The organism is Janthinobacterium goodfellowi (genome assembly GCF_051380695.1).
Lineage (GTDB): Bacteria > Pseudomonadota > Gammaproteobacteria > Burkholderiales > Burkholderiaceae_D > Janthinobacterium.
Map to the genome: position 1 here is coordinate 268338 of NZ_JBNYXN010000003.1, position 25218 is coordinate 293555.

Genomic DNA, 25218 nt, shown 5'->3' on the forward strand with positions numbered 1-25218 from the left:
TGCAGGTTGAATGTAGGTGCCAGGAAGCCTAAGGCACAATATTGTCGCACGGAAATGCTCACTTTCCAGCGTAATACTCTGGCACGATCAGGGTGACTTCCAGTCCACCGTCGACGTGATTGGCCAGCAAAACCGTGGCGCCGTGCTGCTCGGCGATATTGCGCGCGATGGTCAGGCCCAGGCCCGTGCCGCCCGATTCGCGCGAACGCGAGGTTTCTATCCGGTAAAACGGTTCGAACACCTTGGCCAGTTGATCTGGCGCAATCCCCGGCCCGCCATCGCGGATGCGGATGCGCGCCGCGCCGGCAATGCGCTCGACGGTTACCTGCGCGTACTGGCCATACTTGACGGCATTGTCGATCAGGTTCACCAGGCAGCGCCGCATGGCGATCGGCCGGGCCATCAAGGCCATGCCGGCCTGCCCGGCCAGGGTCACCTTCTGCCCGGCATCGGCCGCGTCGGAGCAGACGCTATCTAACAGCGAATCGAGATCGAGCGCCTGCATCGCTTCCGTGCTATCCATCGAGCGGGCCAGGTCCAGTCCTTCCTTGACCATGCTCTGCATGGCGGACAAGTCGCCCACCAGGCGGTCGTACAGTTCCGTATCGGCGACTTTTTCCAGGCGCAAGCGCAAGCGCGTCAGCGGCGTCTGCAAATCATGGGTGATGGCGGCCAGCATTTGCGTGCGCTGGGAAATGTGCTGGCGGATGCGCGCCTGCATGGCATTGAAAGCGGCGCTGGCCTGGCGGATCTCGCTGGCGCCCGACAAGGTCAGCGGCGGATGGTTGATGTCGTTACCGAGGTCTTTCGCCGCCTGCGCCAGTTGCTTGAGCGGGCGCATGGTCATGCGCGTGACCAGGTACGCGAGGATGGCAATGCTGATCAGGAAAGGCAGCAGGGTCATCCAGTCGTTATGTTCATTGAACGGTGGCTGCTGGCGCGGCGGCAAGACCATCAGGCGCAGCACGTGGCCGTCCTGCATGCGCACATCGAGGTTTTCGCAGGTACCGCCCCATGGCTTGGCGCCGAACTTGCCCGGCGACTGGCGCGGCTTGACGCAGGCTTCCGGGCGTTCGGCCAGCGCGCTGACCTTGAAACCCTCGCCCAGCTTGGCTTGCAGCGCAGTGGAAAATTCCGTCGGCGCGCCAGGCGTGTGCTCCGTGTCGGGACGCAATTCCAGGCGCACGCTGCCCTTGTTGGCGACCTTCAGGTAGGCGGCGCGCGAGGCCAGCGGCACCACGTCGGCCGCCATCACCAGCTGCTCGGCCCGCTCGACGGCATGGTAGTCGCGGTATTGCTCGATGGCGCGCTGGCGTTCGCCCACGGCCAGCCACTGGGTCAGCGCAGCCGAAGCGACGATGCCGATCAGCAAAAACATGAAGACACGGCCCGTCATCGATCCCAGGAAGGCCTTCACGCGTGCGGCTCCACATTGACCTGGCCGGCCAGCACATAGCCGCCGTTGCGCACCGTCTTGATGATTTGCGGCAAACGGGCATCTTCACCGAGCTTTTGCCGCAGGCGGCTGATCTGGATATCGATCGAGCGGTCGAACGGATCGGCGTCGCGGCCCTGCGTCAGGTTCAGCAGCTGGTCGCGGTTGAGCACGCGGTTCGGGTGTTCCAGGAACACGCGCAGCAAACGGAACTCCGCGCCCGACAGCATGATCACCAGGCCGCTGGGATTGAGCAGGTGGCGCGCCGTCAAGTCCAGCGTCCAGCCGGAAAAGCGGATTTGCTGCGCCTTGTCCGACGGCACGTTCGACGGCATGGCATGGCTGCGGCGCAACACGCTGCGTATGCGCGCCAGCAATTCACGCGGTTCGAACGGTTTCGGCAAATAATCGTCGGCCCCCATTTCCAGGCCCAGGATGCGGTCCAGCGGCTCATTGCGCGCCGTCAACATGATCACCGGCACCGTCGATTGGGCACGCAGCTTGCGGCACAAGGTCAGGCCGTCGTCGCCGGGCAAGTTCAAGTCGAGCACGATCAGATCGGGCCGCGTTTCATCGAGGATTTTCCACATGGCCGTGCCATCTGCCGCGCCCAGGGTGCGGTAGGCGTTCGTTTCCAGGTAGTCCGCCAGCAAGCTGCGGATATCGCGGTCATCGTCGACGATGAGAATTGTAGAAGTGGGTTCCATGGTACGAATTATCCCCACTTCCCCCACCCTTGCACAGCGCATTTGTATCGTCTTGTATATAGGAGACCCGAAGAAACATATAGATACAAACTGTCTGGCAGCGGACACTTCGGGGAAACATGGCGCGTCCAACATGGATTCATGTGCAGCAGCATGCACACCTCTCATTTTTACAAAGGAATCCAGATGAACGCCTCAATGAAGACTTTACGCAAAAACTTGATCATCGCCATGAGCGTACTCGGCATGGGCGCGGCATCGCTGACCGTCTACGCCCAGGAAGCGGCCGCCAGCGCGCCTGCCGCCAGCACCAAGATGCAACATGATGGCCAGCGCGGCCAGCACCGCGGCGGCAATCCCGCCGAACGCATGGCCAAGTACCAGGCGCGTCTGCATGACAAGCTGAAGCTGACGGCCGCGCAGGAACCGGCCTGGGCCACATTTACTGCCGCCAACGCGCCGAAAAAACCGATGGGCGACTGGAAAGCCAGGCACGAAGCGATGGCCAAGCTGTCGGCGCCGGAACGCATGGAGCAATGGATCGCCATGTCGAAGGAACGCATCGCGGACCAGGAAAGCCGCCTGGCTGCACTGAAAACCTTTTATGCCGTGCTGACGCCGGAACAGAAGAAAGTGTTTGATGACAGCGTGCCTGGCGGCAAAGATGGAGGAATGCGCGGCCACCATCGTGGTCATGGCGCGAACCATAAAGCAGGCTGAAAGTAGGTCGGATTAGCGGCAACGCCGCGTAATCCGACGACATCGTTGATGTATGCGGTGGTGTCGGCTTACGCCCTGACGGGCTAACCCGACCTACCCGCCCTACTCGTCAAGCTTGCGCAACGAGGTCAGGAAGGTGGCAGCGTTCTGGAAGCCGATCACGCGCGACTGGGCGATTTCCTGCCCCTGCGGATTGAACATGATGATGCCCGGCGGGCCGAACAGCTGGAAACGTTTCAGCATGGCCTTGTCGTCCGCGTCATTGGCCGTCACGTCCACCTGCAGCAGCACGGCTTGCCCCATCTTCGCGCGCACGGCGGGGTCGACGAAGGTCAGCTTTTCCATCTCGATGCACGACACGCACCAGTCCGCATAAAAGTCCAGCAAGGCCGGCTTGCCGTTCAGCTGGGCCAGCGCCGCATCGAGCTGCGCCACGGTCTTTACGCGCGTAAACGGTTGCGCATGCACCTGGCCGCCACCGAGGTGCGCCAGCGGCGCCAGCGGGTCCCGGCCGCCGCTGGCCACGCCCACCAGCTGCATCGCGCCCAGCACGGCAAACACGAGGCCGAAGGCCTTGGCGATCCAGGCGTGTTGCGCGCCGCTCTTGCCGACCAGCAGATACATGCCGTAGCCGACGAACAGGACCGTCCAGCCCAGCATCTGCACGGCGCCCGGCAGCACGGGCGAGACCAGCCACCAGGCCACGCCCAGCTGCAGCACGCCAAAGAAGCGCTTGACGGCATCCATCCAGGCGCCGGCGCGCGGCAGCAAGGTGCCGGCCGACACGCCCACCAGCAGCAGCGGCACGCTCATGCCCACGGCCATGGCAAACAGGGCGCTGCCGCCGATGACGACGTCGCGCGTCTGGCTGATGTACAGCAAGGCGCCGGCCAGCGGCGCGGCCACGCAAGGCCCCACGATCAGCGCGGAAATGGCGCCCATGACGAACACGCCCGCCAGGCGGCCCGACGATTGCTGGTTCGACACGCTCGTCAGCTTGCCTTGCAGGAAAGCCGGCACTTGCAGCTCATACAAGCCGAACATCGACAGCGCCAGGCCCGCCATCAGCAGGGCAAAGAAGCCCAGCACCCACGGGTTTTGCAGTTGCGCCGCCAGGCCTTCGCCCGCCAGGCCGGCCGCCACACCCAGGGCCGTGTAGACGATGGCCATGCCCAGCGCGTAGGTCAGCGACAGCAGCAAGCCGCGCGAGCGGCTGACCTTGGCGCCATCGCCGATGATGATCGACGACAAAATCGGCACCATCGGCAGCACGCACGGCGTAAACGCCAGGCCCAGGCCCAGCAGCATGAACAGGGGCACGATGACGAGCAGCTTGCCGCCCTTCAAGGCCGCTTCGATCTTGCCCATCTCGCTTTGCGCGGGCGCGGGACTTGCTGCCACGGGGGCCACCGCGACCGGCTCGGGCGTGCTGGTGATATCGGGCTGGGGAATGCTCAACACGGACACGCCAGGCGACGCCTGTGCCTGCGGACCGTTGACGGCCGCCGTGTCGACCGCAGGCGCTGCCGGCAAGGCGAATTTCGACGGCAGGCCCCCGCCGGGCGCCACGCTCTGGCCGCCGCCAGCGCCCACCAGCTGGGCTGTCGCATCCTGCGGCGCATAGCACAGGCCCTTGTCGGAGCAGCCCTGGCCCGTCGCCTTCAGGGTGAACGCACCGGCCGCCTCGACGGGAATGGTGATGGTCAGGGTCTTGCGGAAGGTTTCCACGTTCTTCTGGAAGGTGTCGTCGAACTTGACCTTGCCGGCGGGATACACCGGTGTGCCCAGCTTGGCGCCCACGGCCTCGAACTTGAAGCGCTCGTGATACATATAGTAGCCATCGGCGATCACATAGGTGACGGCAATGGTGGACGGGTCCTGCATGCGTGCGGAAAACTTGAAGGCCAGTTCCGGATCGAGGAATTCATCGTCGGCGCGGGCGTGACTGGCGCCAAAGACGGCCATGGCCAGCAGCAAACAGGTGGCAAACCAGATCAGCAGTTGAGGTAGGGGAGCGGCGCGCGTGGTGGCGCTGGAGAGGAAACGGGACATGAACTACCTTTTCGACCATTCGACAGAGGACGCGCGGAGCAGGCAGCGCTTGTGCCGGGCCGGCGCGAAAGAAGAATAGTACACCGCAGCAAGGATAGCTGCAGCAGAAAACAAAAAAGCCAGGCTAGGCCTGGCTTTCTCAGATGCAATTACTGGGATTACTCGCCAGCAACTTCAACTGCTTCGGTCGTATCTGGACGATCCATCAGTTCAACGAACGCCATAGGAGCGTTATCGCCGACGCGGAAACCCATTTTCAGGATACGCACATAACCACCGTTACGGTTGGCGAAACGTGGGCCCAGTTCAGCGAACAGTTTGACGACCATTTCACGGTCGCGCAGGCGGTTGAAGGCCAGACGCTTGTTTGCCAGGGAGTCGGTTTTGCCCAGGGTCAGAATTGGCTCGACAACGCGGCGCAGTTCTTTCGCTTTTGGCAGGGTGGTTTTGATCGCTTCGTGACGCAGCAGCGATACTGTCATGTTGCGCAGCATTGCCAGACGGTGGGACGAGGTACGATTCAGTTTACGGAGGCCGTGACCGTGACGCATGATAAATCCTTTCGGTGAGTGTTTAAATTCCAGCTCTTCGATCAATGAGGCAGAAGCTTCATCGCGGGCCGGTTTGGTACTACAAAATAAAAGCCTGGGACACCTGTCCCAGGCAGTTTGCTACAACTACGAATTACTTTTCCAGGCCGGCAGGCGGCCAGTTTTCCAGCTTCATGCCCAAGGTCAAGCCGCGCGATGCCAGCACTTCCTTGATTTCGTTCAGGGACTTGCGGCCCAGATTTGGCGTTTTCAGCAGTTCGTTTTCCGAACGTTGGATCAGGTCGCCGATGTAGTAGATGTTTTCCGCTTTCAGGCAGTTTGCCGAACGCACGGTCAACTCCAGATCGTCGACTGGACGCAACAGGATAGGATCGACCAGCGGAGCGCGCGATGGCGCTTCGGCGGCGGCTTCCGTGCCTTCCAGGGCAGCGAACACATTCAACTGATCCACCAGAACGCGGGCCGACTGGCGGATCGCTTCTTCCGGCGAGATCACGCCGTTGGTTTCGATGTTGATGATCAGCTTGTCCAGGTCGGTACGCTGTTCAACGCGGGCCGATTCAACGAAGTACGATACACGGCGCACTGGCGAGAACGATGCATCGAGAATGATGCGGCCGATGGTCTTGTTCGTGTCTTCCGACAGGCGACGCACGTTACCAGGAACGTAGCCGCGGCCTTTTTCAACCTTGATCTGCATGTCCAGCTTGCCACCGGCGGTCAGGTGGGCGATCACGTGGTCAGGGTTGATCAGTTCGACGTCATGCGGCAGGTCGATGTCGGAGGCCAGGATCGCGCCTTCGCCTTCTTTTTTCAGGGTCAGGGTTACCGAATCGCGGTTGTGGACTTTGAAAACCACACCCTTCAAGTTCAGCAACAGATCGACGACGTCTTCTTGCACGCCATCGAGGGAGGAGTATTCGTGGACGACGCCAGCGATCGTCACTTCGGTCGGCGCGTAGCCCACCATCGACGACAGCAGAACGCGGCGCAACGCGTTACCCAATGTGTGGCCATAGCCGCGCTCGAACGGTTCCATCACGACTTTGGCGTGACCTGCACCGAGAGCTTCAACATCGATAATACGTGGCTTCAACAAACTGTTTTGCATGAAATGTCCTTTTCAATACCCTCGGCTCATTACACCGATAAGGCTGATGGCATTAGTAAAACGCCCACTCGATCGAGTGGGCGGAGGTGGTGCTAACTGCTATTAACGCGAGTACAGCTCGACGATCAGCGATTCGTTGACGTCGTTAGCGATTTCGTTACGCTCTGGCAGGGACTTGAAGGTACCTTCCATTTTCTTGGCATCAACCGAAACCCAGCTAGGCATACCAACTTGTTCAGCCAGCGACAGTGCTTCAACGATACGCACTTGCTTTTTCGATTTTTCACGAACAGCGATGATGTCGCCAACTTTGACTGCGTACGAAGCGATGTTCACAACGATACCGTTCACGGTGAACGCTTTGTGGCTGACCAATTGACGCGCTTCAGCGCGGGTCGAGCCAAAGCCCATGCGGTAGCAAACGTTGTCCAGACGCGTTTCCAGCAACTTCAACAGCGTTTCGCCGGTGTTGCCTTTACGACGGTCTGCTTCAGCGAAGTAGCGGCGGAATTGACGTTCCAGCACGCCGTACATGCGCTTGACTTTTTGCTTTTCGCGCAGTTGGTTACCGTAGTCCGAGGTGCGGGCGCCGGATTTGACACCGTGCTGGCCTGGCTTGACGTCCAGTTTGCACTTGCTGTCCAGCGAGCGACGGGCGCTCTTCAGGAACAGGTCTGTACCTTCACGGCGGGAAAGTTTTGCTTTAGGTCCGATATAACGTGCCACGATACTTCCTTTTTTTAAATGATAACGCCCCAGCCACATGCATGATCAAACACACTGATGCGGTTAGGCGCTAGTCTGATTTGGTTTCAATCAGACGGTGGCTGAAAACGAAAAACCCGTCAAACAGGATTTGACAGGCAAGAACAGCCGGGCAGTATAACCGTTTCCGGCTCCCTGCTCCAGCGTTTTCACACAACTGTACTGAGTTACAACAGACAGCAAAGCAGCTGGCGCCGAAGCGCCCTCTGCAACACTATCTTAGATACGACGACGTTTCGGTGGACGGCAACCGTTGTGCGGTACCGGCGTCACGTCCTGGATCTCGGTGATCTTGATGCCCAGGTTGTTCAGCGCGCGAACAGCGGATTCACGACCAGGACCTGGGCCCTTGATACGTACTTCCAGGTTCTTGACGCCACACTCAACAGCCACTTTACCAGCGGCTTCCGCGGCGACCTGCGCTGCGAACGGGGTCGATTTACGCGAACCCTTGAAGCCTGCACCGCCGGAGGTAGCCCACGACAAGGCATTGCCTTGACGATCGGTGATGGTAATGATGGTGTTATTGAACGATGCGTGGACATGTGCGATGCCTTCAGCGACGTTCTTTTTAACTTTTTTACGCACGCGTGCTGATGCGGCGTTATTTTGCGACTTAGCCATAATTATTCCCTAGCGGATTATTTTTTCAGCGATTGAGCGGCTTTACGCGGTCCCTTGCGGGTACGTGCGTTCGTACGCGTACGCTGGCCACGGCAAGGCAGACCCTTACGATGACGCATGCCGCGGTAGCAACCCAGATCCATCAAACGCTTGATGTTCATGGACAGTTCACGACGCAGATCGCCTTCGACGATGAATTTACCTACTTCATCGCGCAGTTTTTCCAGTTCGCTGTCATCCAGATCTTTGATCTTTTTGTTGGTTGCTACACCGGTCGATGCACAGATTTTCTCTGCGCGTGGACGGCCCACACCGTAGATGGCCGTCAGGCCGATAACGGTATGCTGATGATTTGGGATATTAACCCCTGCAATACGTGCCATTTGTTATTCCTCGATTAACCTTGACGCTGCTTGTGACGTGGTTCCACGCAGATTACGCGGACTACGCCTTTGCGCTTGATGATCTTGCAGTTGCGGCAGATCCGCTTGACTGATGCGAGAACTTTCATTTTTGGGCTCTTTCTTTCGCTTCTTTGGTTTGATTCAGTGTGTTACTTGGTACGGAACACAATGCGGGCTCGGCTCAGGTCGTACGGCGTTAACTCCACCGTCACCTTGTCTCCAGGGAGAATGCGAATATAGTTCATCCGCATTTTACCTGAAATATGCCCGAGCACCACGTGTCCGTTCTCCAGCTTCACTCGAAATGTTGCATTTGGGAGATTCTCAAGAATCTCGCCCTGCATCTGTATGACGTCGTCTTTTGCCATTCGGTATGTTTACCGCGCTTAACGCGTCGGAATTCCGCCCTTGAAATTTGCTTTGCGCAGCAGCGAATCATATTGCTGCGACATCACGTAGTTCTGTACTTGCGCCATGAAATCCATGGTGACAACTACAATAATCAATAAAGAAGTACCGCCGAAATAGAATGGTACTTTCCACTGGGCTTGCATAAATTCCGGCAATAAACACACCAGGGTGATGTAGACTGCGCCGGCAAGTGTCAAGCGTGTCAGGATCTTGTCGATGTAACGGGCTGTCTGCTCGCCTGGACGGATCCCGGGAATGAACGCACCGCTTTTCTTCAAGTTATCCGCTGTTTCCTTGCTGTTAAAGACCAGCGCTGTATAGAAGAAACAGAAAAACACGATCGCCACTGCGTACAACAGCGCATGGATAGGCTCACCAGGCCCCATCGATGCTGCCAAATCTTTCAAGAACCGCACCGCAGGGTTAGCATTGTCGGCGCCCTTTGAAAACCAGTCCACGATAGTGGCCGGGAACAAGATGATCGAAGAAGCAAAGATCGGCGGGATCACGCCGGCCATGTTCAGCTTCAACGGCAAATGGCTGGTTTGACCGCCATAAATCTTGTTGCCTACCTGGCGCTTCGCGTAATTGACCAATATTTTGCGCTGACCACGTTCGACGAATACGACGAAGTACGTTACCAGTGCTACCAGGATCACGATGAAAATCGCGCTGAAGCTGCCGATCGAACCATTCGACACCTGAGTGAACAAGCCACCCAACGCCGACGGCAGACCTGCTGCAATCCCGGCAAAAATGATGATCGAGATGCCATTCCCCAAGCCACGCTCGGTAATTTGCTCACCCAACCACATCAAAAACATTGTTCCGGTCAACAAAGTGACGACCGTCACGAAGCGGAATGCAAGACCAGGTTCCAACACCAGACCAGCTTGCGACTCCAGTGCGACTGCAATGCCTAACGCTTGGAACAGTGCCAGGGCAACCGTGAAATACCGGGTGTACTGGGTGATCTTGCGACGACCTGCTTCGCCTTCTTTTTTCAACGCTTCCATCTGCGGTGACACGATCGACAGCAATTGCATGATGATCGAGGCCGAGATATAAGGCATGATACCCAGCGCAAACACTGTAAAACGAGACAAGGCACCGCCCGAGAACATGTTGAACATGCCCAGGACGCCGCCTTCGTGCTCCTTGAACAGCGAGGCTAATTGTGTCGGGTCAATCCCGGGAACCGGGACGTGAGCACCGATACGATAAACCACCAATGCGCCAAGCAAAAACCAGAGCCGTCCCCAAGGGAAACCGGCCGCTGCACTTTTAGCAAGTTGTGGATTAGTCGCCAATTTTCGCTCCGATCAAGCTGTTAGCGGTCAACTCAGGCTACCGAGCCGCCGGCTGCTTCGATGGCGGCTTTCGCGCCAGCGGACACTTTCAAGCCCTTCAAATTCACCGCTTTGGTGATTTCGCCGGACAAGATCACGCGCACGTCACGGGCCAACACGCCCAGAACGCCAGCTTGCTTCAAGACCAGAATGTCGACATCGCCAACAGCCAGGTTGTTCAGATCGGACAGGCGCACTTCAGCTTTGAAGGTTGCGTGCATCGATTTGAAACCGCGCTTAGGCAGACGGCGTTGCAGAGGCATCTGACCGCCTTCGAAACCGACTTTATGAAAGCCGCCCGAACGCGATTTCTGACCTTTGTGACCACGACCCGAGGTTTTACCCAGGCCGGAGCCGATACCGCGACCGACGCGACGCTTGTAGTGCTTAGCGCCTTCGGCTGGTGCAATAGTATTCAATTCCATGATTTGCTCCGTTCGTGTAAGCCCGAAGGCTTACCCGACAACTTTAACGAGATACGATACTTTATTGATCATGCCGCGTACGGATGGGGTGTCTTGCAATTCGGAAACCGAATTTACACGACGCAGACCCAGACCGCGCACGGTAGCGCGATGCGATTCGCGCGTACCGATCAAGCCCTTGACCAATTGCACTTTGACTGTGTTTGTCATTTTGTCCACCTTAAGCCAGAATGTCTTCGACCGACTTGCCGCGTTTGGCAGCGATATCGGAAGCAGTGCTCATTTTCGACAGGCCGTCCAGCGTAGCGCGTACCAGGTTGTATGGGTTGTTCGAACCGGTGGATTTCGCCACCACGTCCGTCACGCCCATCACTTCGAAGATAGCGCGCATTGCGCCACCAGCGATAACGCCAGTACCAGGCTTAGCCGGGTTCATCAGGACCTTGGAGGCGCCGTGACGACCAACAACCGTGTGATGCAAGGTACCGTTTTTGAGCGGTACTTTGATCAGGTTGCGACGGGCTTCTTCCATTGCCTTCTGCACGCCAACTGGCACTTCTTTCGATTTGCCCTTGCCCATGCCGACGCGGCCATCGCCATCACCAACTACGGTCAGCGCGGCGAAACCCATGATACGACCACCCTTGACCACTTTGGTCACGCGGTTGATCGCGATCATTTTTTCGCGCATGCCATCATCCGGCTTGTCGCTTTGCATTTTTGCTTGCATTTTTGCCATGATTGATCCTTAGAACTTCAGACCGGCTTCGCGTGCGGCTTCTGCCAACGCTTTAACACGGCCGTGGTAACGGAAACCGGAGCGGTCGAACGCAACTTCGGTAATTCCTGCTTTCAACGCTTTTTCAGCGACGCGCTTGCCGATCAAGGCTGCAGCAGCGGCATTGCCGCCTTTGCCGGATTGGCCTGCCAGTTCAGCGCGAACTTCCGCTTCAGCCGTCGAGGCCGAAACCAGGACTTTAGCGTCCGGGCTGATCAGGTTGGCGTAAATGTGCAGGTTGGTGCGATGCACCGACAAGCGATTTACTTTCAATTCCGCAATCTTGATGCGGGTTTGGCGTCCGCGGCGAAGCCGTGATTCTTTCTTATCCATCGTCAGCCCCTAATTACTTCTTCTTGGTTTCTTTAAGCTTAACCACTTCGTCCGCATAGCGAACGCCCTTGCCCTTGTAAGGCTCAGGGGAGCGGTAAGCACGAACTTCAGCGGCTACCTGGCCAACCTGTTGACGGTCGATACCTTTAATCAGGATCTCGGTCGGGGTTGGTGTTGCGCAGGTAACGCCGGCTGGCATGTCATGCACTACAGGGTGCGAGAAACCCAGGGACAGATTCAGCTTGTCGCCTTGAGCTTGCGCCTTGTAACCCACGCCTACCAGGTTCAGCTTTTTCTCGAAACCCTTGGTGACGCCAACAACCATGTTGTTGACCAGTGCGCGCAGCGTGCCGGACATGGCATTGGCTTCGCGGCTGTCGTTCGCCACGTCGAAACTCAGGGTTCCTGCATTGTTTTCCACTTTGACCTGGCCGGTGAGGGCCTGGGAAAGTACGCCCAGCGGGCCTTTTACGGTGATCGCTTGTGCGGAGATGGCGACTTCGGCGCCAGCTGGCACTACGATAGGCATTTTAGCTACTCGAGACATGTGTAACTCCTTAAGCCACGTAGCAAATAACTTCGCCGCCGACACCGGTAGCGCGTGCTTTGCGGTCAGTCATGACGCCTTGCGGAGTCGACACGATCGCCACACCCAAGCCATTCATCACAACAGGGATCTCGTCTTTACCCTTGTAGACGCGCAGACCCGGACGGGACACGCGCTCCAAGCGCTCAATAACGGGACGGCCAACATAATACTTCAAACCGATCTTCAGTTCCGCCTTGCCACCAGCTTCGGCAACAGCGAAATCTTCAATGTAACCCTCGTCCTTCAGGACGTTGGCAATCGCAATTTTGACTTTCGACGATGGCATGGCCACGGTCGTTTTTTGCACGCCTTGTGCGTTGCGAATGCGGGTCAGCATATCGGCGATAGGATCGCTCATACTCATTGCATATTCTCCTATTACCAGCTTGCTTTTGTCATACCCGGAATTTCACCACGCATGGCGAATTCACGGAGCTTGATACGACCCAGACCGAATTTACGGAATGTGCCGCGCGGACGACCGGTGATGGCGCAACGATTACGTTGACGCGTCGGGTTCGAGTTACGTGGCAGCGCCTGCAGTTTCAGGCGAGCTTCGTAGCGCTCTTCTTCCGATTTCGATTGGTCATCGACGATGGCCTTGAGAGCTTCGCGCTTAGGGGCGAATTTCGCCACCAGGTCAGCACGCTTGATCTCACGATTAATCAGTGACAGTTTGGCCATGATCAGTTCCTGAAAGGGAATTTAAAGGCGGCGAGCAAAGCTTTGGCTTCGTCATCGGTCTTAGCGGTTGTCGTGATGCTGATATTCATACCGCGCAACGCGTCAATCTTGTCGTATTCGATTTCAGGGAAAATGATCTGTTCCTTGACACCGATGTTGTAGTTGCCACGACCATCAAATGCACGGCCGTTCACACCACGGAAATCGCGTACGCGCGGCAGAGCCACGGTAATGAAGCGATCCAGGAACTCGTACATGCGAGCGCCGCGCAGGGTGACCATCGTACCGATCGGGTAACCTTCACGGATTTTGAAGCCTGCGATCGCTTTGCGGGACTTGGTGGTCACTGGCTTCTGGCCGGCGATCTTGGTCAAGTCAGCAACTGCGTGCTCGAGAACTTTTTTATCCGCGATAGCCTCACCAACACCCATGTTCAGGGTGATCTTGGTCAGGCGTGGAACTTCCATTACCGACTTGTAACCAAACTTGCTGGTCAGGTCGGCAACGACTTTTTCTTTATAGAATTCTTGGAGACGTGCCATGATTTCTTAAGCCTTCACTACTTCGCCGGAGGATTTAAAGACGCGGACTTTTTTGCCATCCACTTCTTTGAAACCCACGCGATCTGCCTTGCCAGTCGCTGCATTAAACAATGCAACGTTGGACACGTGAATTGGCATGGTCTTATCGACGATACCACCAGTTACGCCAGTCATCGGGTTTGGCTTAGTCGCTTTTTTAGCGATGTTAATGCCGTCAACCACGATATGTTCAGCATCGATACGCTGCTGTACCACACCACGTTTGCCCTTGTCTTTCCCGGTCAGAACGATGACTTCGTCGTTTTTACGAATCTTATCCATTACGACTCCTTACAGGACTTCCGGTGCCAGGGACACGATTTTCATGAACTTCTCAGTGCGCAGTTCGCGCGTGACAGGTCCAAAAATACGGGTACCGATCGGTTCCAGCTTGGCGTTCAACAGAACGGCGGCGTTGCCGTCGAACTTCACCAGGGAACCGTCTTGGCGGCGAACACCTTTAGCGGTGCGCACAACCACGGCGTTATAAATTTCACCTTTTTTGACACGGCCACGTGGCGCAGCAACCTTAACGGTTACCTTGATCACATCGCCAATGCCAGCATAACGGCGCTTGGAGCCGCCCAATACCTTGATGCACATTACTTCTTTGGCACCGGTATTGTCAGCCACTTCGAGCCGGCTTTCAGTTTGAATCATAGTATTCTCTTTCCCAACTTAAGCCGAAGAATCCACACAATGTAGACCCACGGTCAGTCTTGGTCCCGCCAGAGCCGCCCTGCTGGGCTTCACTGTTTGGGTGCATGACCTTCATACATCAACTGACCGCGAATGCTACTGTCTGTGGCCAGACACTTTGCGGCGTTACATGAACGAAGCCCGCAAGTATTACATACAATTTGCGGGCCTGCAAGTACTAATTAAAAGCCACCGCCGAAACGGTGGTTTTTATTTAAACGGTTGGTGCGGCTTGAACCACACGTGTCACCGTCCATGCCTTCGTTTTGGAGATCGGGCGACCTTCCTGGATCTCGACCGTATCACCGGCCTTGACTTGGTTGGTCTCGTCATGCGCGTGATACTTGTTCGAGCGCATGATGATCTTGCCATACAAAGGATGTTTTACGTGGCGCTCGATCAGAACGGTAACGGTCTTGTCCATCTTGTCCGAAACCACTTTACCGATCAGCGTGCGCTTGAGCGACTGTTTCACTGGTTCGTTCATTTGGCTTCCTTCAGATTCATTACCGTCTTCACACGCGCGATATCGCGGCGTACCTTCTTGAGCTGCGAAGTGTTGCTCAGCTGCTGCGTAGCGATTTGCATGCGCAGGCCGAACTGTGCCTTCAACAGGTCATTCAGCTCTTTTTGCAGAGCTGGCTGGTCCTTGCCGCGGAGTTCAGATGCTTTCATATACAACTCCAATTATTGGCCGACTTGGCGGATGACAAACGTCGTCGCCAGTGGCAGTTTAGCGGCGGCAAGACGGAATGCTTCCCGTGCCAGCGCTTCATCAACGCCATCCATTTCGTACAGTACTTTGCCTGGCTGAATTTCAGCGACGTAGTACTCAGGATTACCTTTACCGTTACCCATACGGACTTCAGCCGGTTTGTTCGAAATCGGTTTGTCCGGGAAAATACGGATCCAGATACGGCCACCGCGCTTGATGTGACGCGTCATTGCACGACGCGCCGCTTCAATTTGACGCGCAGTGATACGACCGCGCGCAACTGCCTTCAGACCGAATTCGCCAAACGACACGGCGGTGCCGCGGCTGTGCGAAATACCGGTATTACGGCCTTTCTGCTCTTTACGATACTTTCTGCGTGCTGGTTGCAGCATGATTATTCTCCTGCTTTCTCAGCTGGTGCTGCTGCGGCGGCCGGTTTAGCGGCGGTACGCACACGTGCACCTGGTGCTGTGGATGGTTTCGCACCGGCACCGGCTGGACGTGGACGGCCAGCTGGCTTGCCATCGTCACGGCGTGGGCCGCGGCTTTTCTTCTCGTCAGCTGGGGTATCGATGACTGGTGCATCGCCGTTAGGCGCGCGGTCACCTTTGTATACCCACACCTTGACACCGATGATGCCGTAGGTGGTCGACGCTTCGCTGGTACCGTAGTCGATATCGGCGCGCAGGGTATGCAGAGGCACGCGGCCTTCGCGGTACCACTCTTTACGCGCGATTTCGATACCGTTCAGACGGCCGGACGACATGATCTTGATACCGAGAGCACCCAGGCGCATTGCATTTTGCATTGCACGCTTCATGGCGCGGCGGAACATGATCCGTTTTTCCAGCTGCTGAGCGATCGAATCGGCGATCAGTTGCGAGTCGATTTCTGGCTTGCGAATTTCTTCGATGTTCACGTGAACAGGTACGCCCATGATCTTGGTCAGCGCCGACTTCAGTACTTCGATGTCTTCGCCTTTTTTACCAATGACCACGCCTGGACGCGAGCTGTAGATCGTGAAGCGCGCGTTCTTGGCTGGGCGCTCGATAACGATGCGGCCAACGGAAGCGTTCTTCAGTTTCTTTTTCAGGTAAGCACGTGCTTTCAAGTCTTCGTTCAGCATGGCAGCGAAATTACCGTTGCCTGCATACCAGCGCGAAGCCCAGTTACGGGTGACCGCCAGACGGAAACCGGTTGGATGAATTTTCTGACCCATCGTGGCTCCTTAGTTACCGACAGTCACGTAAACGTGACAGGATTGTTTCGAAATACGGTCGCCACGGCCTTTTGCACGCGCGGTGAAGCGCTTCAGGACCGGGCCCTTTTCGACGTAGATCGTTTTCACGAACAATTCGTCGATGTCCGCGCCATCATTGTGCTCGGCATTCGCAATAGCGGATTCCAGAACGCGTTTGATGATCGCAGCACCTTTTTTCGGGCTGAATTGCAAGATGTTGAGTGCAGCGTCAACTTTCTTGCCACGGATCAGGTCAGCAACCAGGCGGCCCTTTTGGTCCGACAGGCGCACACCTTTGAGGATAGCTTTAGTTTCCATTATTTCTTAGCCTTTTTGTCAGCTGCATGGCCCTTGAACGTACGGGTCAGTGCGAATTCGCCGAGCTTGTGACCAACCATGTTTTCGGAAACATAAACCGGCACGTGCAGCTTGCCGTTATGCACCGCGATCGTCAGGCCGATAAAGTCAGGCATGATTGTCGAACGACGCGACCAGGTTTTGATTGGCTTTTTGTCTTTGGCTGCTTGCGCGGCTTCAACTTTTTTCACCAGGTGGGCGTCACAGAACGGCCCTTTTTTCAATGAACGTGTCATGTGCTACCCCTTATTTCTTGCCGCGGCGCGAGACGATCATGGAAGTAGTACGCTTGTTGCTGCGTGTCTTCTTACCCTTAGTCTGTTGGCCCCAAGGCGAAACTGGATGACGACCAGCTGCTGTTTTACCTTCACCACCACCGTGCGGGTGATCGACCGGGTTCATGACCACACCGCGAACGGTAGGACGAACACCGCGCCAGCGCATCGCGCCAGCTTTACCGATTTTACGCAGGCTGTGCTCGGCATTGCCGACTTCACCAACCGTTGCACGGCACTCGATGTGCACGCGACGTACTTCACCCGAGCGCAGACGCACTTGAGCGTAGGTACCTTCACGTGCCATCAGCACAACGCCAGCGCCGGCGGTACGTGCCATTTGGGCACCTTTACCTGGCAGCATTTCAACGCAATGCATCACGGTACCGACTGGGATGTTACGGATTGGCAAGCAGTTACCCGATTTGATCGGTGCTTCCGAACCGTTCATCACGCTGTCGCCAACGGCCATGCCTTTGGTTGCGATGATGTAGTGACGTTCGCCGTCGGCGTAGCACAGCAGAGCGATATTCGCGGTGCGGTTTGGATCGTATTCGATACGTTCCACTTTCGCTGGAATACCATCTTTGGTGCGCTTGAAGTCGATCAGGCGGTAGTGTTGCTTGTGACCACCACCGATATGACGGGTGGTGATGTGACCGTTGTTGTTACGACCAGCGGTCTTGGATTTCTTTTCAACCAGGGCAGCGAACGGACGACCTTTGTACAGGTCGGCATTCACCACCTTCACCATGCCGCGACGGCCTGGCGAGGTTGGTTTCATCTTAACGAGTGCCATTATGCAGCCTCCTCGGAGAAGTTGATTTCCTGGCCAGGCTTCAGGCACACGAAAGCACGCTTGGTATGGTTACGACGACCGTTGAACTTGCCGGTGCGCTTTTGCTTACCTTCGCGGTTTGCAGTTTGCACGGACAGAACTTCAACCTTGAACAGCAGTTCGACCGCTGCCTTGATTTCAGGCTTGGTTGCATCCGGCAGTACGCGGAATACAATTTGCTCGTTCTTTTCCGCGACCATGGTGGCCTTTTCGGAAATCACGGGCGCCAACAGCACCTTCATCAAGCGTTCTTCGCTATGTTTCAAAATCGCGCTCATGCCAGCATCTCCTCAATCTTGGCCAATGCAGCTTTGGTGACCAGGATCTTCTTGTAGAACACCAGGGACATCGGGTCTGCGTGACGTGGCTCAACGACGAGTACGTTAGGCAGGTTGCGCGATGCCAGTTCCAGGTTTTCGTTCAGAACGTCGGTGATGATCAGAACCGAATCAAAGCCCAGGCCGTTCAATTTTTGCGACAGCAGCTTGGTTTTTGGCGCGTCGATCGTCAGATCGTCGATGACGATCAGGCGCTCTTCGCGAGCCAGCTGCGACAGGATCGAGCAGATACCTGCGCGATACATTTTTTTGTTCACTTTGTGGGTGAAGTTTTCGTCAGGCGAGTTCGGGAAAATCCGACCACCGCCGCGCCACAGTGGCGACGACGACATACCAGCACGAGCGCGGCCGGTACCTTTTTGGCGCCATGGCTTTTTCGTCGTGTGGTGAACTTCTTCACGGTCTTTTTGCTTGCGGTTACCACTACGTGCATTCGCTTGATAAGCGATGACGACTTGGTGGATCAGCGCTTCATTGTAGTCACGGCCGAAAATCGTATCGGCTGCAGCAACGTTCGAGGCGGCTTGACCTTGCGCATTCAGAAGCTTGAGTTCCATCGTTTAAGCTCCCTTCTTGGCTTTGGTTTTGATGGCTGGCGAGACAACTACCTGGCCATTTTTCGCACCTGGAATCGCGCCTTTGACCAGCAGCAGCTGACGGTCGGCATCGATACGGGCGATCACGAGGTTCTGGATCGTACGGTTAACGTCACCCAGATGACCGGTCATGCGCTTACCAGGGAAAACGCGACCTGGATCTTGTGCCATACCGATGGAACCTGGAACGTTGTGCGAACGCGAGTTACCGTGCGTTGCACGGCCAGAAGCGAAGTGGTAACGTTTGATAACGCCTGCATAGCCTTTACCGATGGTAACGCCTTGCACGTCGATCTTTTGACCGACTTCGAACAGGGAAGCAGCGACAACATCGCCAGCTTTCAGTTCAGCGGCTTTGGCAGCGTCGACACGGAACTCTTTCAACAGAGTACCGGCTTCAACACCAGCTTTAGCGTGATGACCAGCAACAGCTTTGGTCACGCGGGAAGCGCGACGTTGACCGAATGCGACCTGAACAGCGGAGTAGCCATCTGTTTCAGGGGTTTTGATTTGCGCAACACGGTTGTTCGATACGTCCAACACGGTGACAGGAATCGAATCCCCTTCATCCGTGAAAATGCGCATCATACCAACCTTGCGACCGAGAAGGCCTAGGCTCATTTTTTCTCCATTCCCACCTGCGATTGGGCGGGGCTTGTTTAACTACAAAGTAACGTAGGACTCAAAAAAGACGAATCCATACCGAAGCCGGCTAGTATATAGCACAAAAACCCTTGACGCAACAAGTTAACACGAGGTATGTCAAAGTGTTGCGCGACGCCCCTGCGGGAGTTGTCAGGTCAGGGAAATCGAGAGGGAAAGCAATGCGGGAGGGCCATCCATGCGGGACGACGCCATGAGGAAAAACGGCGCGAGAAGGGCTTGCCGCCCTGCTCGCGCCGCATGCTTCCGGCCGCCAAACAGCGCCGCGCCGGTACGCCGGACGGGCACTGACGGACTTGCCGCCTTAGCCGCCGTACGTGCGATCGCAGCTGGCGGTGCAGGTATCGAGAATCATCTGGCAGATCGGGCTGCTTCCGCCCAGGCCGCCGCCACCGGTGCAGCTGGCAACCTTTTGCCAGCAACCGTAATAGCATTGCTGCAATTCAGCACTCGTGGCATAGGCATAACTGCCGCTCAGACTGCAGGCGAAGAGGAAAAAAGCCAGTTTCTTGATCATGGTGCTGTCTCCAGGTTTTTTATCAGTGGGGATGGAAGGTCTTGCCAAGCGGCGGCAAACCATCCTGCCTGCCACCGCCCTACTACGCCGCTGCGCCGCCGCACGTAGTTTCGTGCTTCTCGGCAATCAATACCAAAGAGTACCGTAAACAATACCAACTTAAAACCACTTATTTACCAAATCAGCAATGTTTTTCATGCGCCACGCGATCACGCCAGTTTATTGGGTGCCTTTGCCAATCTGATACCAGTCCACCTTGCGCGTCGCCACCATGATGGCCGCCAGCACGGCGAACAGCAGGATGCTGCCCATCACCAGCGCATTGTTTTCCGAACTCAGCAAGCCATACAGGGCACCATACAGCATGGTCAGCCCCACGCCGAAGCCGATGCCGCGCCAGGCGTTATGCAGCACGTGCACCAGATAAAAGCTGGTCAGCACGATGCAGGCGGCGCTGGCGATCAGATAAGCGGCCAGGAAGGCGATGTGTTCCGCCAGGCCCACCAGCAGCAGGAAGAAGATCACCAGCGACAGGCCCACCAGCAGGTACTGCACCGGATGGATCGGCAGGCTTTTCAAGATTTCAAAGATGAAAAAGGCGGCAAAGGTCAGCGCCACGAACAGCAAGCCATATTTGGTGGCCCGGTCCGATTGCGAATACACATTCACCGGCTCGATGAAACCTACGCTGAAGCGGTCGATCTGGCCCAGCGGCGCGCTGTCAGGCACCTTGAATTCCCCCTCGATCGTGCTCAGCTGCGTTTGCGCATTGGTGGCCAGCGAGGAGATGCTCCACTCGACCTGAAAACCATCGGCGTTGATTTGGCGGAATTTCGGCGACGGCAGGAAGCGTCCGCCAAACTGCGGATGGGGCCAGTTCGACTTGATGCTGATCTGACTGTTTTTCGCCACCGGCACGAAGTGCTGGCGTTCGATGCCGTCAAGGCCCAGGTCAAAGCTGAAATGCACCTGCTGCGGCGCCGCCAGCGGCATGGCGCCCAGCGGCGCATGCAGGCCGCTGCGGAAGGCAAACAGGTCGGTGCCCTGCTCGAACTCGATCTTCTGGCCGCCCCAGTCGATTTTCGGGATGTTGCGGATCCCGCGCACGTCCTCGATGGACAGGGCCACGAACGGCGCCCCCAGGGTCACGCGCGAATCCGGCGACTTGCGCGGCAGCTGGCTGCCGGCCGGCACCGTGAAGTCGCCCTTGAACGCATGCTGGCCGCTGTAGACCAGCACCTGGTGGATGCCGCGGTAGCGGCGGTCCGTCTCGATGTTACCGTTAAGCAGTAAATTGTTCGGGTAGACAAGCAGACGGCGCTGCACCGTGCGACGCAGCAACTCCGTGCGTACCGGCACTTTCACTTCCTGTGCCTTGTCGTCGCCCTTGGCCACCTCCACGCGCTCTTCGTACTGCTCCGTGTAGGGGATCACCAGAATGGGGCCGATGATGGTTTGTTCGCGCACCGAATCGGCGGCGATGCTGTTGACGGCTTCCTGGCGGAATTCCATCCGCTCCTTGATCGTTTCCTGAATCATCAGCAAAGGCAGGCCGATCAGCAGCATCAGGCCGAACACGATCAACGCTTTGACTAACAGAGTTTTTTGCATGGCGCATCCTTGAAGTAAGGGGGCCAGTGTAAAAAAGCTGTATGCGCTGACGATGCAGTCTGTGTGAAGCGGGCAAATAAAATGTGCTACACCAACGGCAGGCACAGGCGCGCGCAGGCGCCACCGTCCGGATGATTGAGCACCTCGACCGTGCCGCCATGTAGCGAGGCGACCTCGCGCACGAAGGGCAGGCCCAGGCCCGTGCTCTTGCCGGCGGCCGGGCGCGGCAGGGAATAGAAGCGTTCGAAGACGCGTTCGAGCGCATACGCGGGAATGCCTGCGCCGCGGTCGCGCACGGCAATTTCCACGTGCGTGCCCTGGCGATGCGCCGTCAGGTCGATGCAACTGCCCGGCGGCGCAAAGCCGGCCGCATTGTCGAGCAGATTGCCCAGCGCCTGGCGCAGCAGCAAGGCATCGCCGTCCACGCTCAACTCGTCGCACTGCAACTGCAGGCGCACCCCGCGCGCCGCCAGCGTGGCGGCCGCATCCTGCGCCACTTGCGCCAGCAGCGGCGCCAGCGCGATGCGCTCGGGGTGGTCCAGGCGCTGCTGCTTTTCCACGCGCACCAGGGCCAGCAGCTTGTCGATCAGCTGCCGCTGGCGCGCGTTCTGTTCCAGGATGCTGGCGAGGAACCGGCGCCGCTCGGCTGGCGGCATGTCTTCCTGCAGCAGCTCGGCCGAGGCCTGGATGGCGGCGATCGGGCTTTTCAATTCATGCGTCAGCGTATGCATCAGCTGCTCCACGTATTCCTTGCCCTCCAGGCGCGTGCGCATCGCCTCCAGCGCCCGCCCCAGGGTACCGATCTCGTTCTTGCCCAGCGCCGGCAGCGCCACCTTGCGCCCCGCCTCCACGTCGCCGATATAGCTCATCAGCTTGCCCAGCGCATGGTGCAGCCACCAGGCGAACGCCAGGCCGATCAGCAGCGACAGCAGCAACAGCACGGCGCCGCGCTGCAGGATCTTGCGCTGGCTGCGCTCGACAAACGCTTGCACGCTGGCATTCGGCTTGGCCACCGTCAGCACGCCGATTACCTCATCGCCATCGCGAATCGGCGCGGCCACGTGCATCACCGTCGACATCTCGTCGTCGGGCCGGCTGCGCGTGCTGCGCGCGCCATACTTGCCCTGCAAGGTCAGATACACGTCATTCCAGCGCGAATAGTCGCGCCCCACATCGCGCCCGCTGGAATCGAACAGCACGATGCCATGCCGGTCCGTGATGGTGATGCGGTAGTCGAGCGTGCGCTTGCGCACGCCGTTGATATTGACGTCCACGCCATGGCGCGCGTAATCCTGCATGCGCCCGGCCACGGGCGACTGCGCCAGCGTGCCCGCCTTCACGTCGGGCGCCACCAGACTGGCCAGCAGTTGCGAGGTATCGACCAGGGTGTCTTCCAGGGTCGAGCGCACGCCCGGCTTGACCTGTTCCATGAAGACATTCAGCAGGAACCATGCGGCCAGGCCGACGACCAGAAAGTAGCCGAGCAGGATGCGCAGGCCGATCTTCATGCGCCGGCCAGGCTGTAGCCGAGGCCACGGTGGGTGTGGATGGGGTCGACCTGCGCATCGACGGCGCGCAGCTTGGCGCGCAGCGATTTGACGTGCGCATCGACGGTGCGCTCGAGCGTGTCGGGCGCCCCGCTCCACACGCGCTGCATCAGCTGCGCGCGCGACAGCACGTGGCCCGGATGCTCGAGCAGGGTTTTCAGCAGCAGGTATTCATAGCGGGTCAGGTCCAGCGGCTGGCCGTGAAACAGTACGCGCGCCTCGAGCGCACGCAACTCGAAGCGCGCCGGCGCCGTCGCGGCGACAGGCGCGGCTATCGTCATGCCAGTCTCGCGCGGGGCTGGCGCGACGCCTGCGCGGCGCAGGATGACGCGGATGCGCGCCACCAGTTCGCGCGGCGAAAACGGTTTTGTCACGTAGTCATCGGCACCGATTTCCAGACCGACGATGCGGTCGATCTCGTCGCTGCGGGCCGTCAGGAAGATTACCGGCACCTCGGAAAACTGGCGCAGCCGGCGGCATACTTCCAGCCCGCTCATGTCGGGCAAGCCCACGTCGAGCACCACCAGAACGGGCATGGGCGCGGCTTCGGCGGGCGTCGGGCGCAGCGCGGCCAGGGCTTGCTCGCCCAACATCACATGGCGCGGCGTAAAGCCGTCCGTGCGCAAGGCATAGGCGATGCTGTCGGCAATCGCCTGTTCATCTTCCACGATCAGGACAGTCTTGGACATGGCGGCGGCACGCATTAATGGACAAGCCCGGAGTATCCCTGAAGCACGCAAGCGGCGTCAATCCGGCGTCCATCGCGTGCGCCGGCGAAAAGCCGCCCATCCCAAAAAACTTATAGTATATTTATTACGGCATGACTCCACCGATACACCGTGTTTGACACCCGTCCGAGGAGACTATGAAGAACCATACCATCAGCCTGCTATGCGCTGTCAGCCTGCTGGCCGCCTGCGCGGCGCCAGCGACACTCACCACCTCCAATGAACAGCAAGATGCCTGCAACGCGGCCGAACTCAAAGGCCAGTTTGGCGAAGCGGAACTGGCCTGCGTACAGGCGCTGCGCAGCGCCGAGCAGGCCGGGGCCAGCGCGGACATCCTCTCGCAGCGCCAGTACAACCTGGGCCGCATCAAGCGCTTGCAGGGCAAGAATGCGGAAGCGGAACAACTGTACCGGCAAGCGCTGGCCACGGAAGAAGCGGCACAGCCGCGCAGCGATGCGCGCATCGGCCGCCGCATGGTGGAACTGGCGTCGGCGCTGGCCGCGCAAGGCAAGTGGCAGGAAGGCACGGGCTATCTGGAACGCGTGCTGCCGCTGCTGCCGAAGCTGTCGCCCGCCTCGCGCACGTATTCGGCGGAAGTGCTGCGCCAGTATGCCAAACAGCTGCAAGGCGGCCCGCAGGCGGCACTGGGCGCGCGCTTCGACGTGGTGGCGGCCACCTTGCAATAAGCGGCTCCCGGGGCCCGGCCTACGGCTGGGCGACGTGGATGCTGGCCTTGATGTGCTTGAGGTGGGCCACGATGGTGAATGTCATCATCACCAGCAGCGACCATGAACTCCATTTGCTGACATGCACGACCGACCACGCGCCAAGCTGGTTCGGATAGCGCCACACGCCCCAGAAGGTGCTGATATTTTCAGCCAGCCAGATAAAGAAACCGACCAGCACGAAACCGAGCAGCAAGGGCATGCTGCGGTCGCGGTCGAGCGGCCGGAACACCACGGTGGTGCGCGCATACAGACCCAGCGCGCAGGCGGCCAGGTACCAGCGATAGTCGCCGATGTAGTGGTGAGTAAAGAAGTTGGCGTAGATCAGCAGCGCGATCAGCACCGCCATCCAGTACGGCGGATGGTGGCGGATCCGCATGTCGAGCAGACGCCAGGTCTGGATGATGTAGCTGCCGACGGCCGCGTACATGAAGCCGGAAAACAGGGGCACGCCAAGCACCTTGCTGTAGGCGAAGTCGGGATAGCTCCACGACTGTATCGTCCCCGATACCTTGAACACTTCCAGCGCGAAGCCGACCGCATGAAACAGGCAGATGGCTTTCAGCTCATCCCACGTTTCCAGCCCGCTCCAGACCATCGCGCCCTGGATCGCCAGCGCCGCCAGCAGCAGCACGTCATAGCGCGGCAGGCCAAACAGGCCGGCGCGCGGCACGAGGAAGACGGCGGCAAAAAACAGTCCCACGAACAGGCAGGACCTCGCCTCCTTGATGCCGAAATACAGGAACTCGGTCAGGAAGCGCGGCCAGCCGCGCAGGCGATGGCGGGGAGCCGCATTGAGCAGGTGGGTATCGAGGGCGTTAAGCATGCGGCAACCTTATCGTCCAGCCGC

The 25218-nt window shown here is 58.2% G+C and carries 38 protein-coding genes; 2 read left to right on the forward strand and 36 right to left on the reverse strand.

The window, feature by feature from the left end; genetic code table 11:
- Positions 1–58 precede the first annotated feature (58 nt).
- Together ACQ4WQ_RS13590 and ACQ4WQ_RS13595 are read right to left on the reverse strand one after the other, a co-directional pair.
- Positions 59–1417 (reverse strand): ATP-binding protein, encoded by a 1359-nt coding sequence (locus tag ACQ4WQ_RS13590; protein ID WP_436497764.1) that lies wholly within the window; start codon positions 1415–1417, stop codon positions 59–61.
- The gene (locus tag ACQ4WQ_RS13595) at positions 1414–2142 is read right to left on the reverse strand and encodes a response regulator (RefSeq protein ID WP_034753223.1); all 729 of its coding nucleotides are present in this window, start codon (positions 2140–2142) and stop codon (positions 1414–1416) included. The genes ACQ4WQ_RS13590 and ACQ4WQ_RS13595 overlap by 4 nt, the downstream gene beginning before the upstream one ends.
- 198 nt (positions 2143–2340) lie before the next feature.
- On the opposite strand from ACQ4WQ_RS13595, the gene ACQ4WQ_RS13600 reads away from it, so the two are divergent.
- On the forward strand, positions 2341–2862 hold the full coding sequence (locus ACQ4WQ_RS13600; protein WP_436497766.1) for a Spy/CpxP family protein refolding chaperone: 522 nt from the start codon (positions 2341–2343) through the stop codon (positions 2860–2862).
- A gap of 102 nt (positions 2863–2964) precedes the next feature.
- On the opposite strand, the gene dsbD is transcribed toward ACQ4WQ_RS13600, so the two are convergent.
- The 33 genes from dsbD to creB all read right to left on the reverse strand — a co-directional run bounded on the left by dsbD (position 2965) and on the right by creB (position 23604).
- Entirely contained in the window at positions 2965–4914 is a 1950-nt protein-coding gene (dsbD, locus tag ACQ4WQ_RS13605; RefSeq protein WP_436497768.1) for a protein-disulfide reductase DsbD, read from the reverse strand.
- 158 nt (positions 4915–5072) lie between these two features.
- Positions 5073–5465: a 50S ribosomal protein L17 gene (gene rplQ / locus ACQ4WQ_RS13610; protein WP_034753219.1), complete on the reverse strand. Its 393-nt coding sequence runs from the start codon at positions 5463–5465 to the stop codon at positions 5073–5075.
- 133 nt (positions 5466–5598) lie between these two features.
- On the reverse strand, positions 5599–6576 hold the full coding sequence (locus tag ACQ4WQ_RS13615; RefSeq protein ID WP_008444343.1) for a DNA-directed RNA polymerase subunit alpha: 978 nt from the start codon (positions 6574–6576) through the stop codon (positions 5599–5601).
- 102 nt (positions 6577–6678) lie between these two features.
- Positions 6679–7302 carry a 30S ribosomal protein S4 gene (gene rpsD / locus ACQ4WQ_RS13620; protein ID WP_071325659.1) on the reverse strand — a complete coding sequence of 208 codons (624 nt, stop codon included), beginning with the start codon at positions 7300–7302 and terminating at the stop codon, positions 6679–6681.
- A gap of 258 nt (positions 7303–7560) precedes the next feature.
- A complete protein-coding gene (rpsK, locus tag ACQ4WQ_RS13625) occupies positions 7561–7965 on the reverse strand; it encodes a 30S ribosomal protein S11 (RefSeq protein WP_010394475.1) in 405 nt (134 codons plus the stop codon).
- A gap of 17 nt (positions 7966–7982) precedes the next feature.
- A complete protein-coding gene (gene rpsM / locus ACQ4WQ_RS13630) occupies positions 7983–8348 on the reverse strand; it encodes a 30S ribosomal protein S13 (RefSeq protein WP_046681666.1) in 366 nt (121 codons plus the stop codon).
- 14 nt (positions 8349–8362) lie between these two features.
- Positions 8363–8476: a 50S ribosomal protein L36 gene (gene rpmJ / locus ACQ4WQ_RS13635; protein ID WP_010394471.1), complete on the reverse strand. Its 114-nt coding sequence runs from the start codon at positions 8474–8476 to the stop codon at positions 8363–8365.
- A 42-nt stretch (positions 8477–8518) separates the two neighbouring features.
- On the reverse strand, positions 8519–8737 hold the full coding sequence (gene infA, locus ACQ4WQ_RS13640; RefSeq protein WP_005663428.1) for a translation initiation factor IF-1: 219 nt from the start codon (positions 8735–8737) through the stop codon (positions 8519–8521).
- 18 nt (positions 8738–8755) lie between these two features.
- Positions 8756–10090 carry a preprotein translocase subunit SecY gene (gene secY / locus ACQ4WQ_RS13645; protein WP_010394438.1) on the reverse strand — a complete coding sequence of 445 codons (1335 nt, stop codon included), beginning with the start codon at positions 10088–10090 and terminating at the stop codon, positions 8756–8758.
- Positions 10091–10122: 32 nt separating this feature from the next.
- Entirely contained in the window at positions 10123–10554 is a 432-nt protein-coding gene (gene rplO / locus ACQ4WQ_RS13650) for a 50S ribosomal protein L15 (RefSeq protein WP_034753211.1), read from the reverse strand.
- 30 nt (positions 10555–10584) lie between these two features.
- Positions 10585–10764, reverse strand: coding sequence for a 50S ribosomal protein L30 (gene rpmD, locus ACQ4WQ_RS13655; RefSeq protein ID WP_010394435.1), 180 nt, complete (start codon positions 10762–10764; stop codon positions 10585–10587).
- A gap of 10 nt (positions 10765–10774) precedes the next feature.
- Entirely contained in the window at positions 10775–11293 is a 519-nt protein-coding gene (gene rpsE / locus ACQ4WQ_RS13660) for a 30S ribosomal protein S5 (RefSeq protein WP_010394433.1), read from the reverse strand.
- A gap of 9 nt (positions 11294–11302) precedes the next feature.
- A complete protein-coding gene (gene rplR / locus ACQ4WQ_RS13665; RefSeq protein ID WP_010394431.1) occupies positions 11303–11665 on the reverse strand; it encodes a 50S ribosomal protein L18 in 363 nt (120 codons plus the stop codon).
- A 13-nt stretch (positions 11666–11678) separates the two neighbouring features.
- Complete coding sequence (rplF, locus tag ACQ4WQ_RS13670) at positions 11679–12212, reverse strand: 50S ribosomal protein L6 (protein ID WP_065310145.1); 534 nt, start codon at positions 12210–12212, stop codon at positions 11679–11681.
- Between the two features lie 10 nt (positions 12213–12222).
- Entirely contained in the window at positions 12223–12618 is a 396-nt protein-coding gene (rpsH, locus tag ACQ4WQ_RS13675) for a 30S ribosomal protein S8 (RefSeq protein WP_071325662.1), read from the reverse strand.
- Positions 12619–12632: 14 nt separating this feature from the next.
- Positions 12633–12938: a 30S ribosomal protein S14 gene (gene rpsN, locus ACQ4WQ_RS13680; protein ID WP_010394423.1), complete on the reverse strand. Its 306-nt coding sequence runs from the start codon at positions 12936–12938 to the stop codon at positions 12633–12635.
- 2 nt (positions 12939–12940) lie between these two features.
- Entirely contained in the window at positions 12941–13480 is a 540-nt protein-coding gene (gene rplE / locus ACQ4WQ_RS13685; RefSeq protein WP_010394421.1) for a 50S ribosomal protein L5, read from the reverse strand.
- A gap of 6 nt (positions 13481–13486) precedes the next feature.
- On the reverse strand, positions 13487–13801 hold the full coding sequence (gene rplX, locus ACQ4WQ_RS13690) for a 50S ribosomal protein L24 (protein WP_010394419.1): 315 nt from the start codon (positions 13799–13801) through the stop codon (positions 13487–13489).
- A 9-nt stretch (positions 13802–13810) separates the two neighbouring features.
- Complete coding sequence (gene rplN / locus ACQ4WQ_RS13695; RefSeq protein ID WP_008444317.1) at positions 13811–14179, reverse strand: 50S ribosomal protein L14; 369 nt, start codon at positions 14177–14179, stop codon at positions 13811–13813.
- 253 nt (positions 14180–14432) lie between these two features.
- Positions 14433–14705 (reverse strand): 30S ribosomal protein S17, encoded by a 273-nt coding sequence (rpsQ, locus tag ACQ4WQ_RS13700; protein ID WP_010394415.1) that lies wholly within the window; start codon positions 14703–14705, stop codon positions 14433–14435.
- A complete protein-coding gene (rpmC, locus tag ACQ4WQ_RS13705; RefSeq protein WP_010394412.1) occupies positions 14702–14893 on the reverse strand; it encodes a 50S ribosomal protein L29 in 192 nt (63 codons plus the stop codon). Before rpmC ends, rpsQ begins: the two co-directional genes overlap by 4 nt.
- Before the next feature lie 12 nt (positions 14894–14905).
- Entirely contained in the window at positions 14906–15325 is a 420-nt protein-coding gene (rplP, locus tag ACQ4WQ_RS13710) for a 50S ribosomal protein L16 (RefSeq protein ID WP_034753201.1), read from the reverse strand.
- 2 nt (positions 15326–15327) lie between these two features.
- Positions 15328–16152: a 30S ribosomal protein S3 gene (gene rpsC, locus ACQ4WQ_RS13715; RefSeq protein ID WP_034753199.1), complete on the reverse strand. Its 825-nt coding sequence runs from the start codon at positions 16150–16152 to the stop codon at positions 15328–15330.
- Between the two features lie 9 nt (positions 16153–16161).
- The gene (rplV, locus tag ACQ4WQ_RS13720) at positions 16162–16494 is read right to left on the reverse strand and encodes a 50S ribosomal protein L22 (RefSeq protein ID WP_170840583.1); all 333 of its coding nucleotides are present in this window, start codon (positions 16492–16494) and stop codon (positions 16162–16164) included.
- Entirely contained in the window at positions 16491–16766 is a 276-nt protein-coding gene (gene rpsS, locus ACQ4WQ_RS13725) for a 30S ribosomal protein S19 (RefSeq protein WP_008444295.1), read from the reverse strand. Before rpsS ends, rplV begins: the two co-directional genes overlap by 4 nt.
- 10 nt (positions 16767–16776) lie before the next feature.
- Positions 16777–17604 carry a 50S ribosomal protein L2 gene (rplB, locus tag ACQ4WQ_RS13730; RefSeq protein ID WP_034753198.1) on the reverse strand — a complete coding sequence of 276 codons (828 nt, stop codon included), beginning with the start codon at positions 17602–17604 and terminating at the stop codon, positions 16777–16779.
- Entirely contained in the window at positions 17604–17921 is a 318-nt protein-coding gene (gene rplW, locus ACQ4WQ_RS13735; protein ID WP_010394398.1) for a 50S ribosomal protein L23, read from the reverse strand. Before rplW ends, rplB begins: the two co-directional genes overlap by 1 nt.
- Positions 17918–18538, reverse strand: coding sequence for a 50S ribosomal protein L4 (gene rplD / locus ACQ4WQ_RS13740; RefSeq protein ID WP_034753197.1), 621 nt, complete (start codon positions 18536–18538; stop codon positions 17918–17920). Before rplD ends, rplW begins: the two co-directional genes overlap by 4 nt.
- Positions 18539–18541: 3 nt before the next feature.
- Positions 18542–19198, reverse strand: a complete 657-nt coding sequence (gene rplC / locus ACQ4WQ_RS13745) for a 50S ribosomal protein L3 (protein ID WP_010394393.1) — start codon at positions 19196–19198, stop codon at positions 18542–18544.
- A 346-nt stretch (positions 19199–19544) separates the two neighbouring features.
- Entirely contained in the window at positions 19545–19757 is a 213-nt protein-coding gene (locus ACQ4WQ_RS13750; protein WP_436497771.1) for a hypothetical protein, read from the reverse strand.
- Between the two features lie 219 nt (positions 19758–19976).
- Complete coding sequence (gene creD / locus ACQ4WQ_RS13755; protein ID WP_436497773.1) at positions 19977–21368, reverse strand: cell envelope integrity protein CreD; 1392 nt, start codon at positions 21366–21368, stop codon at positions 19977–19979.
- 86 nt (positions 21369–21454) lie between these two features.
- The gene (gene creC, locus ACQ4WQ_RS13760; protein WP_436497775.1) at positions 21455–22876 is read right to left on the reverse strand and encodes a two-component system sensor histidine kinase CreC; all 1422 of its coding nucleotides are present in this window, start codon (positions 22874–22876) and stop codon (positions 21455–21457) included.
- Positions 22873–23604 carry a two-component system response regulator CreB gene (creB, locus tag ACQ4WQ_RS13765; RefSeq protein ID WP_436497777.1) on the reverse strand — a complete coding sequence of 244 codons (732 nt, stop codon included), beginning with the start codon at positions 23602–23604 and terminating at the stop codon, positions 22873–22875. Before creB ends, creC begins: the two co-directional genes overlap by 4 nt.
- A gap of 176 nt (positions 23605–23780) precedes the next feature.
- On the opposite strand from creB, the gene ACQ4WQ_RS13770 reads away from it, so the two are divergent.
- Positions 23781–24329: a tetratricopeptide repeat protein gene (locus ACQ4WQ_RS13770; protein WP_436497779.1), complete on the forward strand. Its 549-nt coding sequence runs from the start codon at positions 23781–23783 to the stop codon at positions 24327–24329.
- A 19-nt stretch (positions 24330–24348) separates the two neighbouring features.
- On the opposite strand, the gene ACQ4WQ_RS13775 is transcribed toward ACQ4WQ_RS13770, so the two are convergent.
- Positions 24349–25194 (reverse strand): DUF817 domain-containing protein, encoded by an 846-nt coding sequence (locus ACQ4WQ_RS13775; protein ID WP_436497781.1) that lies wholly within the window; start codon positions 25192–25194, stop codon positions 24349–24351.
- Positions 25195–25218 lie beyond the last annotated feature (24 nt).